Genomic DNA, 14,867 nt, shown 5'->3' on the forward strand with positions numbered 1-14,867 from the left:
GTAACGGCAACACGGACGAAGGCGTGGCGCGGAGAGGAGCTCGGTGATGGTCGACCGGGGACAGTTGTTCCGTCGCGCGTTCTCCTGGCTGCCCTCCCAGTTCGCCTCCCAGAGCGACGGGCCGGTCGGCCCGCGCCGCTTCGGGTCCACGGAGCACCTGGCCATCGAAGCCATCGCCGCTTTCGTCGACGGTGAGCTGCAGATGGGTGCGCACCTGCGCGCGGCCCATCACCTGTCCCAGTGCCCGGATTGCGCCGCCGAGGTGGATGCCCAGGGTCAAGCGCGGAGCGCACTGCGCGATTCGTGCCCGATCATCGCGCCCACTTCTTTGCTGGGTGCACTGGCGAACATCCCCAACGACGCAACGATGCAGTTCGCTGATATCCAGCCTTCCGGAATTGAAGACCAGGACTTTGCCGATCGGCCGCCGCGAGAACGTCGTCGCCGCCGGTAGGGTTGAGCCTGAATTTTTGAGTAACCGCGACGCCCGTCCAGGCGGGTCGCGCAGATAGAGCCAGCAGATGGGGAGTGGAACACCGGTGACGAATCAGGACATGTCCGGCGATCGCCCGCGTCTTGCTCCCCGTCCGGTGACGCGTACCCCGGTGGACCCGGCGTCTCAGCGCGCGTTCGGCCGCCCGGACGGCTTCACCGGCTCCTTCCTCGCCGAGGACCAGATTCGGAACCAGGGGGAGTACACCCCAACCAACCAGGCGCCCGACCCCGTGCTGGCCGAAGCCTTCGGCCGGCCCGGCGGCGGCGTCGATTCCCTGCAACGGCACCCCGCGGACGCCGGCGCGCTGGAGGCCGAGGGCACGGACGACGATGACGCCGTCGCCGATCCCTGGCGCGACCCGTCGGCCGCGCCGTCGCTCGGCACCCCGGCTCTGCCTCCGCCGCCTCCGGTGGTGGTCGCCGCTCCCGTCGGCAAGCTCGGCGTTCGTGACGTGCTGTTCGGCCGCAAGGTCTCGATGACGGCCCTGGCGGTGCTGGCCCTGCTGGCGGTGGTCATCGGCACGCTCGGCGGCGTCGTCGGACGCAAGACCGCCGAGGTGGTCGAGGCCTTCACCACCTCCAAGGTCACGTTGAAGACCAGTGACGGCGGCGACCTGCCTGAGGGCCGGTTCGCGAAAGTTGCTGCAGCCGTGGCTGATTCGGTGGTCACCATCGAGGCGATGGGAGATACCGACGGATCGCAGGGCTCTGGCGTCGTGGTCGACGGCCGCGGCTACGTCGTGACCAACAACCACGTCATCTCCGACGCGGCGAAGGACCCCAGCAAGTACCACATCTCCGTGGTGTTCAACGACGGCAAGCAGGTGCCGGCGAACCTCGTCGGCCGTGACCCCAAGACCGACCTGGCGGTGCTGAAGGTCGACAACGTCGACAATCTCGTCGTCGCGAAGTTCGGTGATGCGGACAAGGTCAAGGTAGGTGACGAGGTCATCGCCGCGGGCGCCCCGCTGGGTCTGCGCAGCACCGTCACGCACGGCATCGTGAGCGCGCTGCATCGCCCCGTGCCGCTGTCCGGCGAAGGGTCCGACACCGACACCGTCATCGACGGCATCCAGACCGACGCCTCGATCAACCACGGCAACTCGGGTGGCCCGCTGATCAACATGAGCTCCGAGGTCATCGGCATCAACACGGCCGGAAAGTCGTTGTCCGACAGCGCAAGTGGTCTGGGCTTCGCCATCCCCGTGAACGAGGTCAAGGCCACCGTCGAGATCCTGATCAAGGACGGCAAGATCTTCCACCCGACCCTGGGTCTCAACGCCAAGTCGGCCAGCGACAAGGTCGCCTCGGGCGCCCAGGTCGTGAACGTCGTCGCCGGCAGCCCCGCGGACAAGGGCGGCGTCCTCGAGAACGACGTCGTCGTCAAGGTCGGTAACCGCAAGGTCGCCGACGCCGACGAGTTCGTGGTTGCGGTGCGGCAGCTGCAGATCGGTCAGCCGGCGCCCATCGAGGTGATCCGCGACGGCCGGCACGTGACGCTCACCGTCGTTCCCAACGCAGACACCCCGGCCAGCTGATGTTCGGCAACATCGGATGGGGCGAGATGCTCGTGCTGGTGATCGCGGGCCTCGTGATCCTCGGCCCGGAGCGGTTGCCCGGCGCCATCCGGTGGACGGCCGGCAGCCTCAAGCAGGTGCGGGACTACCTCAGCGGTGCGACCAGCCAGCTGCGCCAGGACCTCGGCCCGGAGTTCGAGGACCTGCGTCAGCCGCTCAGTGAACTGCAGAAACTCCGTGGGATGACGCCGCGCGCGGCGCTGACCAAGCATCTGCTCGACGGTGACGATTCGTTCCTCACCGGCGCCTTCGACACTCCCGCGCCCCCGGACCAGACGAAGCCGTTGACCACACCCGAGGTCAACGGCATTCCGCCGACCCCGGGCGCTGCCGGGGCCGCCCCGCAGCCGGGGACGACGCAGTTCGACCCCGACGCGACCTGACGCCGCTAGCGGTTCAGGGCCTGGAGGCGCGCCGGATCCCGATAGCGATCCGAGTTCTCGGCGATCTCCGCGGCGGGAGGCAGAATTTCGTCCGCGGCGACGTAGACGCCGCCGGCGCGCAGTGAGTCGTCGAGCATCAGCCAGATCCAGCGGGTCAGGTCGTCGACGAGTGCATCCTGGGTGTCGCGGAGCGGCTGTTCGAGCCAGTGCCCGGCGGCGGTTTCGACCAGTCCGACGATTCCGTAGGACAAGCGCTCGGCGTCGGCCGCCACATTGAACGCCGCGACGTACACCTTGAGCAACGCGGTGAGCAGGTTGGCGATGGTCATCTTGATGTCGGCGAAGGCGTTGAAGCCCTCGTCGATGGAGCAGCGCTGCAGGTAGCGGTACAGGTTCGGGTGTTGGGTCAGAAAACGCACATGGGCGCTGACGCCGGCCTGCACGATCTGCGCCATGCTGCCTTCGGGCTGCCACACCGGCGCGAGTTCGGCCGTGATCATCTGGCTGGTCCGGTGCGCGACCTCGCGTTGCAGGTCGGAGGCGTCGACGAAGTGCCGGTAGAGCTTGGTGCGGCTGACGCCCACATGTGCGGCGATCTGTTCGGTCGACGTCTGGGGCCCATTTTGCTCGATCACCACGAGCGCAGCGTCGATGAACTCAGCGCGCCTGCGCTCGCGTTGGCCGGCCCAGCGACCGGTGGTGGCACTCGCCATGGCTCCTTGTTTACCTCATGTACCTGGTCGGGAGTTACCTGATCCGGCCAATCGGTAAGAGTCTGGCTATCTAGTGGTACGTGCCGTACCATCTAGCGAATCGCGCCAGAGGGTGGCGCCCACATGTTCAAAGGGGAACGACGATGGATACTGTCGCCACTTTTCGACGGATCGCCGGCATGTCGGCAGCTGACACCGAGCTCGCGCCCGCGGTGGACTACGGCTTCTTCGGACCCGACTCCATCACCTGGCGGGTGTGGAGCTACCCGACGTCCCTGCTGCTGGGATTCGCTCGCGCGGTGACCATCGAGCACCTCGACCCGTTCCTCGCGGCCGCGGTGGATGCCAGCGGTCAGGTGTACGCCCGCACCCGGCTGCGCTACGACCGCACCATGCAGTACTTCGCGCTGGTGGCCTTCGGCGACGCCGAGGCCGTCCTGGATGCCTCCGAAATTCTGGTCAAGATTCACGGCAAGGCCATCGGCACCGAGCCGATCACCGGCAAGCAGTTCGACGCGAACGACCCGCACTCACAGCTGTGGATCCACCTGACCGCGTGGCACTCGATTCTCTACACGTACGAGATGTTCGGACCCGGCAAACTGACCGCGGCCGAGGAACTGCAGTACTGGGAGGAGTGCGCGCGCGCCGCGGAGTTCCAGACCATCAACCCCGCCGACGTGCCCCGCACGCGAGAGGGCATCCAGCAGTACTTCGAGCAGTACCGGCCGCAGATGGCCGGCTCCGAGGTGGCTCAGAACATGATGAACTACCTCGTCGACCTGGGCTATCACATCCTGCCCGAGCGCGTGCCGAGCTGGATGCGCCGCGTGTTCAACTGGCCGATGCGCCGGGCCATCATCGCCACCATGCCGCAGTGGATGCGCACCCTCGGCGGCATCCCGCAGAACTACTTCGACGACGTCATCGCCAAATTGGTGGCGCGTCCGTTCCTGCGCGCGGTGTCGCGTATCCCGCGCCTGGAGCTGGCGATCCTGGACTTCACCACCCCGCACACCACGCCGATCGTCGGCCCGACGCTGATGAAGATCCCGGCCCAGAACCCCGTCACCTACACCCCCGCCGAGGCACGCGAGAAGTTCGGCCGGACCACGCCGTTCGAGCAGTACCAGCAGCTCCTCGACAAGCGCCGGCTCGGCCAGGGGCCCAAGCCGTACGAGCACAACCACAGCGACGCGCTGCTGGAATTCGAAGCACACGCCGGCTGAATCCGGCCCGCATCGACCCAACCACCGGGAGAATTCAGTACATGACGGACACGGCATACACGGCCCTGGTGGACCAGGTGCTGGATGACCTCGCCGAAGGCGAGAAGGCTTGGGCGGCAACGCCTCTGGTGCGGCGGCGGGAGCTTCTCGACGACGTGCAGCAGCTGGCGGTGCAGCACGGCGCCGAGTGGGTCGAAGCCGCGATCCGGATCAAGCAACTGAATCCGGAGTCGCCGCTGGTCGGTGAGGAATGGATTTCCGGCCCGTACCCGCTGGCTGCCGGCGCGGCCGCGCTGTCGGCCAGCCTGGCGAAGTTGGAGTCCGGCAAGAGTCCGCTCGATGGCGCCGACTTCGGTACCGCCGCGGGCCGCACGACGGTAAGCGTGTTGCCGCTCAACATCTTCGACAGGCTGCTGCTGTCCGGGTTCAGTGCCGAGGTGTGGCTGCAGCCGGGCGTCAGCCGCGACGAAGCGCTGCGGACCGCCGGCCTGGCGCAGCGGGATCCGGGCAAGACCAACGGGATCGGCGTCGTGCTCGGCGCCGGCAACATCACCTCGATCGCCCCGCTGGACACCGTCTACGAGCTGATCGCCAACAACCGGGTGGTGGCGCTCAAACTCAACCCGGTGACCGATCCGCTCCTGCCGGTGCTGACCAAGGTGCTGGCCCCGTTCATCACGCTCGGAGTGGTGCGCATCCTCACCGGTGGCGCGGACGTGGGCACCTACCTGGTGCAGCACGACGGGGTGGACCACGTGCACATGACCGGCAGCGCGCTGACCCACGACGCGATCGTGTGGGGCGTCGGCGACGAGGGTGCCAAGCGCAAGGCGGCGAACGACCCGATCCTTCGCAAGGACATCACCAGCGAGCTCGGCGGGGTGTCACCGACCATCGTGGTGCCGGGCAAGTGGAGCAAGGCCGATATTGCGTTCCAGGCCAACCACATCGCCACTCAGCGCCTGCACAACAACGGCTACAACTGTGTGGCGTCGCAAGTCGTCGTGCTGTCCTCGAAGTGGGCGCAGCGCGACGAATTCGTCGCGGCCCTGACCAAGGCGCTCGCCGCGGCGCCCCAGCGTGCGGCCTACTACCCGGGCTCCGATGCCCGCGTCGCCAGTGCCGAGGCCACCTACCCGACGGCGCAACGCCTCGGCGACCGCGTGCTCGTGGTCGACCCCGAGGACCGCACCGCCTTGCTCAACACCGAGTACTTCTCGCCGGTGTACGGGGTGATCGACCTGGACACCGACGGCGCCGAATTCACCCGAGAGGCCACCCGGCTGGCCAATGAGGACTTCGTCGGCACGCTGGGCGTCAACATCGTCGCGGCGCCCGCCACCATCAAGGCCCTTGGCAAGTCTTTCGACGCCATGATCGAGGCGCTGCGCTACGGCACCGTGGCGGTCAATGCCTGGACCGGTGTCGGATACCTGACGCCGCACGCCACCTGGGGTGCGTTCCCCGGGCACACGCTGGCGGACGTGCAGAGCGGAATCGGTGTGGTGCACAACGGTTTTCTGATCGAGAAGCCCGAACGCACGGTGGTGCGCGGGCCGTTCCGGCCGTCGCCGCGCTCGCTGATCGGGGGCGAATTGTCGATTTCGCCGAAGCCGCCGTGGTTCGTCAACAACCGCACCGCAGCCGCCACCGGCCGGCTGCTCACGGCGTTCACCGGAAAGCCGAGCTGGGCCAAGCTGCCCGCGATCTTCGTCTCGGCGCTACGGGGCTGACGGTTTTCCCTGGGTCGTTGAGCAAAAGCCCGGTCTGTGGTCATTCCACAGGCCGGGCTTTTTTGTGAAGCGGTCGCCCTCTGGTCATCGAACGCTAACCTACGCTACCGTAGGTTACGGTACCGTAGGTTTGTGAACGTGTGAACCGGACGCCGACAACCGTTGGAGGGATTGATCCATGGATACCCAGGCCGCCGTACTGCATGAACTGGAGCCCGTCGTCGCGCAGAATCTCGACCGGCACCTCAAGATGGCGCGGGAGTGGTTCCCGCACGACTACGTCCCGTGGAGCCGCGGGCGGGACTTCGCATTCCTCGGTGGCGAGGACTGGCAGCCGGAGGACTCGCCGCTGGACCCGGTCGCCAAGACGGCCCTGACGGTCAATCTGCTGACCGAGGACAACCTGCCGTCGTACCACCGCGAGATCGCCACCCGGTTCTCCCGGGACGGTGCCTGGGGCACCTGGATCGGGCAGTGGACCGCAGAGGAGGGCCGCCACAGCATTGCGCTACGCGACTACCTCGTCGTCACCCGCGGCGTCGATCCGGTCACCCTGGAACGGCTCCGCATGGAGCACACCGTCGCCGGCTACGACGCGGGCGACCGCAGCGCCCTGTCGGTGCTGGCTTACGTGTCGTTCCAGGAACTGGCCACGCGCGTTTCGCATCGCAACACCGGCCGGGCGTCGGGCTGCCCGCTGGCCGACCAGCTCTTGGCCCGCATCGCGGCCGACGAAAACCTGCACATGGTCTTCTATCGGAACCTGATGGCCGCGGCCCTGGACATCGCTCCGGACGACGCGATGGTCGCCATTCGCGACGAGGTCATCAACTTCGCCATGCCGGGTCTCGGTATGGCCGACTTCGCCAAGAACGCGCTCACCATCGCCAAGGCCGGCATCTACGACCTGCGCATCCACCACGACGACGTGCTCGTCCCGGTGCTGCGGTTCTGGAACATCTTCGAGCGCAACGACTTCGGCCCAGCTGGTGAACGGGCCCGTGAAGAGATGATCGGCTTTCTCGGGATGCTCGACGAGCGGGCGCGGTTCTACGAGGAGAAGCGCAAACTGGCCACCGCGACCGGGTGAACCGTCAGCCGGGGAACCGGATGACCTGCGCGGCGTAGGCCAGGCCCGCGCCGTAGCCGAGGAGCAACGCCAGGCTGCCGGGCTTGACCTCGCCGTTGTTCAGCAGGGTGTACATCGCCAGCGGGATCGAGGCGGCCGAGGTGTTGCCGGCGTCCTGAATATCCTGCGCGATAACGGTTTCCGGCTTGAGTCCCAGCCCCTTGGCGAGCAGCTCATTGATCCGGCCGTTGGCCTGGTGGGGGATGAACACGTCGATGTCATCGACGGTCAGGCCCGCGGCCGCGATGGCGCGGTTGCCGACGTCGACCATCTGGAAGGCCGCCCAGCGGAAGACGGTCTGGCCCTCCATGCGGAGGAAAGGCCTTGGCCCGGAAGGGTTCTCGGCGTAATCAATCCAGCTGAGGTCCTGCACGATGGCGCCGGACTGCTCGCCGTCGCTGCCGGCGACGGTGGGCCCGATGCCTTGCTCCTCGGCCGGTCCCACCACCACGGCGGCAGCGCCATCGGCGAAGATGAACGCATTGCCGCGGTCGGTCATGTCGATGGCGTCGGACAGCTTTTCCGAGCCCACCACGAGGATGCGGCCCGCGCTGCCCGACCGGATCATGTCGGCTGCCACGCCGAGCGAGTAACCGAATCCGGCGCAGCCCGCGGCGATGTCAAAGGCCGGAATGCCTTGTGCGCCAATCGCCGTGGCGACCTGCGGTCCGCATGGCGGGGTGTTGCGGAAGTTGGTGCTGGTGGCGACGATCACGGCGTCGATGTCGGCACCGGACAGTTCGGCCGCCGCACAGGCGCGACGCCCGGCCTCGCATGCCATCGTGACCGCGGACTCGTCAGGGCCGGCGAACCGTCGGTTCTTGATGCCGGTCCGGGAGTAGATCCATTCGTCCGACGAGTCGATGGTCTCGCAGATTTCGTCGTTGGTGACGACGCGGCCGGGGCGGTAGGCCGCCACGCTCAGCAGGCCGACGTTCTGGGCGCCGCTGCGCGTATGGATATGTGTCACTTGAGGATTCCTGTCGGACGAGGGGGGTCAGCGCCCAGCCGGGTCGAGCCCGAGCGACATGCCGGCCAGCCCGCGCTTGCGGCTGGACAATTTATCGGCGACGCTGCGCAGCGCTTTTCCGGCCGCCGAGTCGGGATCGGACAGCACGAGCGGCACACCGGTGTCACCGGCGTTCACGAGCTGCGGGTCCAGTGGGACCTGGCCCAGCAGCGGAACCTCGGCACCGACTGTGCGCGTGAGGCTTTCGGCGACCTGTGCGCCACCGCCCTCGCCGAACAGCTGCATCGTGGTGCCGTCGGGCAGGGTCAGCCCGGACATGTTCTCGACCACGCCGACGATGCGCTGACGGGTCTGCACCGCGATGGCGCCGGCGCGCTCGGCGACCTCTGCGGCGGCCATCTGCGGCGTGGTGACGACGAGGATCTCGGCGCCTGGGATCAGTTGCGCCACCGAGATGGCGATGTCGCCCGTACCGGGCGGCAGGTCGAGCAGCAGGACGTCGAGATCGCCCCAGTACACGTCGGCCAGGAACTGTTGGAGCGCCCGGTGCAGCATCGGTCCGCGCCACACCACCGGGGTGTTGCCCTGGGTGAACATCGCGATGGAGATGACCTTCACATCGTGCGAAACCGGCGGCAGGATCATCGAATCCACCTGGGTGGGGCGATCCTGCACACCCATCATCCGGGGCACCGAGTGGCCGTAGATGTCGGCGTCGAGCAGGCCGACCGACAGACCCTTGGCGGCCAGTGCAGCCGCCAGGTTCACCGTCACGCTGGACTTTCCGACACCACCCTTGCCGGAGGCCACGGCGTACACCCGCGTCAGCGAGCCGGGCTGCGCGAACGGGATGACCGGTTCTTTGTCGTCGCCGCGCAGCAGCTTGCGCAGTTCGGTGCGCTGCTCGTCGTTCATCACGTCGAGGGTCACCTTGACGGCGCCGGTGCCCGGCACGTCGGTGACGGCCGCGGTCACCCGATCGGTGATCTCGGTCTTCTTCGGGCAGGCCGATGTGGTCAGGTAGATCTCGACGTGGACGGCGCCGTCGGCTTCGACGGTCACGTCCTTGACCATGCCGACCTCGGTGATCGGACGGCGCAGTTCAGGATCGACGACTTTGCCCAGTGCGGCGCGCACGGCGGCATTCAGCTCAGGAGACATTACTCGCGAGTTTATAGCTGCCGGTCAGCGCGCCGGCAGCTGGTCACGGTAGGACCGGGACGGCGGGCGCCGGCGGACCCATGGCTTCCGCGGGCGGCGGGCCGGCGGGAGCCGGTGCTGCCGGGACCACCGGGACCGCCGCGGGACCGGGGGCGGGCCCCGGCGCGGCACCGACCGGGCCGGCGGCCGGGGTGCCGACGCCCACCGCGGTGACCGGGATGGGTCCGACGGGAGCGGGTGCCGGTGCGGGCGCGGCGGGCGCGGGCGGCGGAGCCTGCGGCAGCAGGAACGGCGGCAGGTTGAACGGGTTCGGCGGGGCGGTGTCCAGCGCCGGGGCGTCCGGTGCGGGGATGGGCGCGGCGACCGGCGCGGGCCCGCCCTGCAGGCAGAACACCGCGCAATTCTGCTTCGGTTCGGCCGGCCCGGGCAGCGGACCCGTGCGCCCCATCTGCAGCGCGGGTGTCATGGCCAGCGGGTCGTCGGACGGCAGTCCCATCGCGTTGATGGGCAGGCCCGGCCCGAGCCCCTCGGGGTTGTCGAGGTGCTGGTCGCCGATGGCGGGCGGCGGCCCGACGATCGGCGGGAGGTTCACCGGCGCGATACCGGTGACGTAGGCCTTCGCCCAGCCGAGCACGTTCTGCGCGTAGGGCATCGAGTTGTTGTAGCGCAGGATCGCGGTCAGTACCTGGGACGGATCACGCAGGTTCAGCCCGCCGCTGCACAGGTAACGGGCCGCGGCCAGGGATGCGTCGTAGACGTTCTGCACGTCGGGCTTGCCGTCGCCGATGGCGTCCGCGGCGTAGCGCGCCCAGGTGCCGGGCAGGAACTGCATGGGACCCAGGGCCCGGGCGTAGGTGACCCGGCCGGCCGCGATGGTCTGGACGATGACCTCGTTGCCGGCCAGCGTGCCGTCGAGGACGGGGCCGAGAATCGGGGTGAGCGCGGTGCCCCGGGCATCGGTCGCGCCGCTGTTGGCGTGCCCGGACTCGATACGCCCGATGCCGGCCAGCAGATTCCAGCTGATGCCGCAGCCGGGCGCATTGGTCGCCATGATCTTCTCGGCGGTGCGGTAGGCGTTGAGCACGACGGGCGGAATCCGCAATCCGCCGGGCGCCATCACCAGCGACGCCGGCGGCGGCGACAGCGCGGTGGTCGGATCCATGTGGAGGGCGCGGGGAATCTGATCGGATGCCACCACGGTCATGCCGGTCCGGTCTCGGGGGCCGGGGGTGGTGGGGGTGACGGCCGCCAGCGGCGTGATGCCCGTGGTGGCGGTGTTGTGTACCGGTGTTTGTCGAGTCGGCGCGGAACCGCCGACGGCCAGCATCAGAACCAGCGGCGCGACGACGGCGACGCCGGCCAGCGGCCGACGCAGCGCCTTGGCGATCTGTCGGCGCCGGCCGGGCCCGGCTTCAGCAAACCCGACAGCAAAGTCGACGTTGTCACCGGCGGCGGCGTCGTAGTCCTCGAAGGCGTCGTCAACCGGCTCTGAGTCACCGACAGGTGCGTGGGAGTCGGTGGTAGGCGCAGTGTCGTCCGCGAAATCTGCGGTGTCGCCCCCGTTGTGCACTAAGCCATCCTATGAAAGTGGAATACCGGAGTGACCCCGGTGACCTGTGTGGTGATCCAAGTCACCATACCTATTCCGAGGGCGGTTGGCGTAGCAATGTTTCCGCAGAATGGAAACTCTCATCAACTGCTGCGCCGGAGTCGGCCGCCGGGTCGCCCAGGGTGTCGTTCTCCCCGACCGGCGGCCGTGACTTTCCGGTCTTGCGCTTGCCGGATCCGCCCTTGGCGCCGTTCTGCTGAGCAATCAACGTCCGCAACTCGTCGAGCTCGCGGCGGAGGTAGTCGCGGGTGGCCACCTCGCCGACGGCGAGCCGCAGCGCGGCCAGTTCGCGGGCCAGGAATTCGGTGTCGGCTTTGGTTTGAGCCGCGCGCCGGCGGTCCTCTTCGAGCGACACGCGGTCCCGGTTTTCCTGGCGGTTCTGCGCCAGCAGGATCAGTGGCGCCGCGTATGCGGCCTGTGTCGAGAACGCCAGATTCAGCAGGATGAACGGGTACGGGTCGAACTGCAGGCTGATGGCGATCAGGTTGAAGGCGATCCAGATGATCACGATCACCGTCTGGATGAGCAGGTATTTGCCCGTGCCCAGGAACCGGGCGATGGACTCACTGAATTGGCCGACCGCTTCGACATCCACCCGCGGGGTGAGCCGGAAGCGAGAGGTACGGGGGATGTCCAGGCGTTGCCGCGCCGAAGGCTCGCTCACCGGCCTGCTCCCGAGATGTTGTCAGTGATGGCCTGGGTCGAGCCCGGTCCGGGTTCGTCCGCGCTGCGCCAACCGGAAGGCAGCAGGTGGTCGAGCAGGTCGTCGACGGTGACGGCGCCCAACAGGTGGTTCTCGTCGTCGACCACCGGCGCGGACACCAGGTTGTATGCGGCGAAGTAGCGCGTCACCTCGGCGAGCGAGCTGGCTGGGGACAGCACCGGCAGATCGGTGTCGAGGATGCCGCCGACCTGGGTGGCCGGCGGTTCGCGCAGGAGGCGCTGCGTATGCACGAGACCCAGGTAGCGGCCGGTCGGTGTCGCGGTGGGCGGGCGGGCCACGAAGGTCATGGACGCCAGCGCCGAGGTGAGTTCGGGGTCGCGGACGCGGGCCAGCGCCTCGGCGACCGTGGTGTCCGGCGCGAGGACGACAGGCTCGGGCGTCATCAGACCACCGGCGGTGTCAGGGGAGTGCTGAAGCAGGCGCCGGACCGGCTCCGAGTCCTCGGGGTCCATGCGGTCCAGCAGCACCGCGGCGCGGGTGGCGTCGAGCTCGCCGAGCAGGTCGGCCGCGTCGTCGGGATCCATCTCTTCCAGCACGTCCGCGGCACGCTCGGTGCCCAGCTGGTTGAGCAGTTCCGCCTGTTCGGGTTCGGAGAGCTCCTGCAGGATGTCGGCCAGCCGCTCGTCGTCGAGAGCCCGGACCACTTCGTGGCGACGTTTGGCCGGCAGGTCGCGCAGTGCGTCGGCGACCTCGACGGGACGCTGGCCGTCGAACTGCTCCAGCAGCTGGGCCACGCCCTGACCCGGCAGCGCGAGCGCCGACGGCGTGAGTCCGGTGACGTTCTGCCATTCCACCACGTGCACCGTGGTGCGCCGGCCCAGCCGGCGGTGGCGCACCGCCACGCGGGTGACCAACCAGTCACGCGACCGCGTCTGTTCGATGGCGAGGTCGACCACGACGACGTCGATGCCGGCGAGCTGTTCGAGCTCCGGATCCGTGACGCGGACGCGGGTGTCCAGAATCTGCCCGAGGACCAAGGCCTCGCCAGGCCGTTGTTCGAACCGACGCAGCGAGATCGTCGCTCCCGTGAGGGTGACGGAATTGTGCTCGATCGCGGTCACGCGAAGGATCGGGACGAAAATTCTCCGGCGCGTGGTCAGCTCCACGACCAGGCCGAGCACCCGCGGTTGCTGGCGGATGACGCCCATGCTCACGACCACGTCGCGAACGCGGCCGACCGATTCTCCGTCGGGGCCCAATACGACCAACCCGGCGAGTCTTGCCACGTAGACCCTGTTGACCGCCACCATGCTCCACAGGGTAGAGAGTGGGGTTGTGGAGAACGTGTATCGGCCCCGCCGTACCTGCCTGTCCGTTCCGGGAAGCAGCGACAAGATGATCGCCAAGGCCAAGACGTTGCCGGCCGATCAGGTGTTCCTCGACCTCGAGGACGCGGTCGCGGCCGACGCGAAGGCCGCGGCGCGGACCCGGGTGGCGGAGGCGTTGTGCGAGCCGGGTTGGGCGGGCCAGCTGCGTGGACTCCGGGTCAACGACTGGACCACACCGTGGACGTACGCCGACGTGATCGAGGTCGTCACCGCGGTGGCGCGCGGCGGCGGCGAGCTGGACGTTATCGTGCTGCCGAAGGTCAGCGACGTCTCGCACGTGCATGCCCTCGATCTGCTGCTGACCCAGCTGGAGCGCACCCACGGACTGCCCGTCGGCCGCATCGGTATCGAGGCCCAGATCGAGGATGCCAGGGGGCTCACCAACGCCGACGCCATCGCCGGCGGGCCGCGGGTTCAGGCGCTGATCTTCGGGCCGGGCGATCTGATGGCAAGCCTGAACATGCGCACCCTCGTCGTCGGCGAGCAGCCGGTCGGCTACGTCGTCGGCGACGCCTACCACCACGTGCTGATGACGATCCTGGTGGCGGCGCGGGCACACGGCATCAACGCCATCGACGGCCCGTATTTCAAGGTGAAGGACACCGAGGCGTTCACGCGCGTCGCCGGGCAGACCGCGGCGCTGGGGTACGACGGCAAGTGGGTGCTGCACCCCGACCAGATCGCCGCCGGAAATGAGATCTTCAGTCCGCGGCAGGCCGACTACGACCATGCCGAGCTGATCCTCGAGGCGTACGAGTGGCACACCTCGCAGGCCGGCGGCGCCCGGGGCGCGGTGCTGCTCGGCGACGAGATGATCGACGAGGCCAGCCGCAAGATGGCACTGGTGATCGCGGGCAAGGGCCGCGCCGCCGGGATGACGCGCACGGGCGAGCGGTTCAGTCCACCGGCGTGAGCGCGCCGGCTACGCGCCGAGGACCAGGACGACCAGGAACAGGTTGAGCAGGAACGCCAGGGCCCCGCAGCCGATGCCGATCAGGGCCAGCACACTGCCGCGGGTGCCGCTGCCGGGGATGCGCTCGTAGGCGACCACGCCGAGCCCGACGCCGATCAGTGCCACCGGGCCGAACACCACCCCGGTCAGCGCGCACACGATCGAGCCGACCGCCAACCGGTTGACCCGTGCGCCGATCACAAGTTCGGGTCTTGGTGAATTGCCCAGTCGTAGAACAGCACGAAGCCGAGCAGGCCGACGACGATGGAGATCCCGCCGACCGCGATGCCGGCGATCGCCATGGTGCGGCCGTTGGTCCGCGGTCGGCCCTTGCTCTGCATCAGGGCCACGATGCCGAGGATGATGCCCAGCAGCGAGCCGATCGGACCGATGAAGCACATGAAGTAGAGCGGCAACGCGACCAGTGAACACACCAGTGATCCGATGGCCATCCCGTCGTTCGACGGCGGTGGCGGGTACGACGAGTACAGCGGCGGCGGCAGGTAGCCGGCGGGCGGCGTGAATCCCGGCGGCGCCATCCCGTTCGGCGGCGGGCCGTACGGCCCGGCGGGCGGGGCACCGTAGAAGCCCGGCGGCGGCCCGGGAGGGACGGGAAACGGACCGGTCGGTGGCAGCTGGGGCGCCGGTGCGGGCGGGCCCTGCTGCCACGGCGCGGCGGTGGGTCCGGGTGCATCGGTCGCCGGGTATTCGTACACCGGGTAGTCGCTGGTGGCTTCGGCGTCGGTGCCGGTCGGCGGGGGCGTCGGACTGACCGGTCGCGGCCGATCCCAGGAGGGTTGCCCCGACTGCCCGCCCGGACTTGTCATGCCGACCAACCTAGCGCACGAGTTCATGGCATCGTGG

The 14,867-nt window shown here is 68.6% G+C and carries 15 protein-coding genes; 7 read left to right on the forward strand and 8 right to left on the reverse strand.

What is annotated here, in order from left to right; all coding sequences use genetic code 11:
- The first annotated feature begins 46 nt into the window (after window positions 1-46).
- The 3 genes from rseA (at window position 47) to tatB (ending at window position 2,455) form a co-directional block, all read left to right on the forward strand.
- On the forward strand, window positions 47-454 hold the full coding sequence (gene rseA, locus ACWW1C_RS05900; protein WP_455982567.1) for an anti-sigma E factor RseA: 408 nt from the start codon (window positions 47-49) through the stop codon (window positions 452-454).
- 85 nt (window positions 455-539) lie between these two features.
- The gene (gene htrA, locus ACWW1C_RS05905) at window positions 540-2,033 is read left to right on the forward strand and encodes a serine protease HtrA (RefSeq protein ID WP_455982568.1); all 1,494 of its coding nucleotides are present in this window, start codon (window positions 540-542) and stop codon (window positions 2,031-2,033) included.
- On the forward strand, window positions 2,033-2,455 hold the full coding sequence (tatB, locus tag ACWW1C_RS05910; protein WP_455982569.1) for a Sec-independent protein translocase protein TatB: 423 nt from the start codon (window positions 2,033-2,035) through the stop codon (window positions 2,453-2,455). The genes htrA and tatB overlap by 1 nt, the downstream gene beginning before the upstream one ends.
- 5 nt (window positions 2,456-2,460) lie before the next feature.
- On the opposite strand, the gene ACWW1C_RS05915 is transcribed toward tatB, so the two are convergent.
- On the reverse strand, window positions 2,461-3,168 hold the full coding sequence (locus tag ACWW1C_RS05915; RefSeq protein WP_455982570.1) for a TetR/AcrR family transcriptional regulator: 708 nt from the start codon (window positions 3,166-3,168) through the stop codon (window positions 2,461-2,463).
- 143 nt (window positions 3,169-3,311) lie between these two features.
- Between ACWW1C_RS05915 and ACWW1C_RS05920 the strand changes: the two genes are divergently transcribed.
- From ACWW1C_RS05920 to ACWW1C_RS05930, 3 genes are all read left to right on the forward strand, one after another.
- Window positions 3,312-4,397, forward strand: coding sequence for an oxygenase MpaB family protein (locus ACWW1C_RS05920; protein ID WP_455982571.1), 1,086 nt, complete (start codon window positions 3,312-3,314; stop codon window positions 4,395-4,397).
- Window positions 4,398-4,438: 41 nt separating this feature from the next.
- Entirely contained in the window at window positions 4,439-6,130 is a 1,692-nt protein-coding gene (locus ACWW1C_RS05925) for an aldehyde dehydrogenase family protein (protein ID WP_455982572.1), read from the forward strand.
- A 178-nt stretch (window positions 6,131-6,308) separates the two neighbouring features.
- A complete protein-coding gene (locus ACWW1C_RS05930; protein ID WP_455982573.1) occupies window positions 6,309-7,220 on the forward strand; it encodes an acyl-ACP desaturase in 912 nt (303 codons plus the stop codon).
- A 4-nt stretch (window positions 7,221-7,224) separates the two neighbouring features.
- On the opposite strand, the gene ACWW1C_RS05935 is transcribed toward ACWW1C_RS05930, so the two are convergent.
- From ACWW1C_RS05935 to ACWW1C_RS05955, 5 genes are all read right to left on the reverse strand, one after another.
- A complete protein-coding gene (locus tag ACWW1C_RS05935) occupies window positions 7,225-8,229 on the reverse strand; it encodes a beta-ketoacyl-ACP synthase III (protein ID WP_455982574.1) in 1,005 nt (334 codons plus the stop codon).
- Between the two features lie 27 nt (window positions 8,230-8,256).
- On the reverse strand, window positions 8,257-9,390 hold the full coding sequence (locus tag ACWW1C_RS05940; RefSeq protein WP_455982575.1) for an Mrp/NBP35 family ATP-binding protein: 1,134 nt from the start codon (window positions 9,388-9,390) through the stop codon (window positions 8,257-8,259).
- A 43-nt stretch (window positions 9,391-9,433) separates the two neighbouring features.
- Window positions 9,434-10,960: a lytic transglycosylase domain-containing protein gene (locus ACWW1C_RS05945; RefSeq protein ID WP_455982576.1), complete on the reverse strand. Its 1,527-nt coding sequence runs from the start codon at window positions 10,958-10,960 to the stop codon at window positions 9,434-9,436.
- A gap of 70 nt (window positions 10,961-11,030) precedes the next feature.
- Window positions 11,031-11,663 carry a DUF1003 domain-containing protein gene (locus tag ACWW1C_RS05950; protein ID WP_455982577.1) on the reverse strand — a complete coding sequence of 211 codons (633 nt, stop codon included), beginning with the start codon at window positions 11,661-11,663 and terminating at the stop codon, window positions 11,031-11,033.
- Complete coding sequence (locus tag ACWW1C_RS05955) at window positions 11,660-12,973, reverse strand: magnesium transporter MgtE N-terminal domain-containing protein (RefSeq protein WP_455982578.1); 1,314 nt, start codon at window positions 12,971-12,973, stop codon at window positions 11,660-11,662. Before ACWW1C_RS05955 ends, ACWW1C_RS05950 begins: the two co-directional genes overlap by 4 nt.
- Window positions 12,974-12,998: 25 nt before the next feature.
- Between ACWW1C_RS05955 and ACWW1C_RS05960 the strand changes: the two genes are divergently transcribed.
- Window positions 12,999-13,964: an HpcH/HpaI aldolase/citrate lyase family protein gene (locus ACWW1C_RS05960; protein ID WP_455982579.1), complete on the forward strand. Its 966-nt coding sequence runs from the start codon at window positions 12,999-13,001 to the stop codon at window positions 13,962-13,964.
- A gap of 9 nt (window positions 13,965-13,973) precedes the next feature.
- Here the strand turns inward: ACWW1C_RS05960 and ACWW1C_RS05965 are convergent, their stop codons facing one another.
- Together ACWW1C_RS05965 and ACWW1C_RS05970 are read right to left on the reverse strand one after the other, a co-directional pair.
- Window positions 13,974-14,204, reverse strand: a complete 231-nt coding sequence (locus ACWW1C_RS05965) for a DUF4190 domain-containing protein (RefSeq protein ID WP_455982580.1) — start codon at window positions 14,202-14,204, stop codon at window positions 13,974-13,976.
- Entirely contained in the window at window positions 14,201-14,830 is a 630-nt protein-coding gene (locus tag ACWW1C_RS05970) for a DUF4190 domain-containing protein (RefSeq protein WP_455982581.1), read from the reverse strand. Before ACWW1C_RS05970 ends, ACWW1C_RS05965 begins: the two co-directional genes overlap by 4 nt.
- Between the last annotated feature and the right edge of the window lie 37 nt (window positions 14,831-14,867).

This window comes from Mycobacterium sp. HM-7, from assembly GCF_053852335.1.

Bases quoted from the DNA above. Each gene is read 5' to 3' on its own strand.
- rseA (WP_455982567.1), top strand. From the start codon at position 47: ATGGTCGACCGGGGACAGTTGTTCCGTCGCGCGTTCTCCTGGCTGCCC.
- tatB (WP_455982569.1), top strand. From the start codon at position 2,033: ATGTTCGGCAACATCGGATGGGGCGAGATGCTCGTGCTGGTGATCGCG.
- ACWW1C_RS05915 (WP_455982570.1), bottom strand. From the start codon at position 3,168: ATGGCGAGTGCCACCACCGGTCGCTGGGCCGGCCAACGCGAGCGCAGG.
- ACWW1C_RS05920 (WP_455982571.1), top strand. From the start codon at position 3,312: ATGGATACTGTCGCCACTTTTCGACGGATCGCCGGCATGTCGGCAGCT.
- ACWW1C_RS05925 (WP_455982572.1), top strand. From the start codon at position 4,439: ATGACGGACACGGCATACACGGCCCTGGTGGACCAGGTGCTGGATGAC.
- ACWW1C_RS05930 (WP_455982573.1), top strand. From the start codon at position 6,309: ATGGATACCCAGGCCGCCGTACTGCATGAACTGGAGCCCGTCGTCGCG.
- ACWW1C_RS05940 (WP_455982575.1), bottom strand. From the start codon at position 9,390: ATGTCTCCTGAGCTGAATGCCGCCGTGCGCGCCGCACTGGGCAAAGTC.
- ACWW1C_RS05955 (WP_455982578.1), bottom strand. From the start codon at position 12,973: ATGGTGGCGGTCAACAGGGTCTACGTGGCAAGACTCGCCGGGTTGGTC.
- ACWW1C_RS05970 (WP_455982581.1), bottom strand. From the start codon at position 14,830: ATGACAAGTCCGGGCGGGCAGTCGGGGCAACCCTCCTGGGATCGGCCG.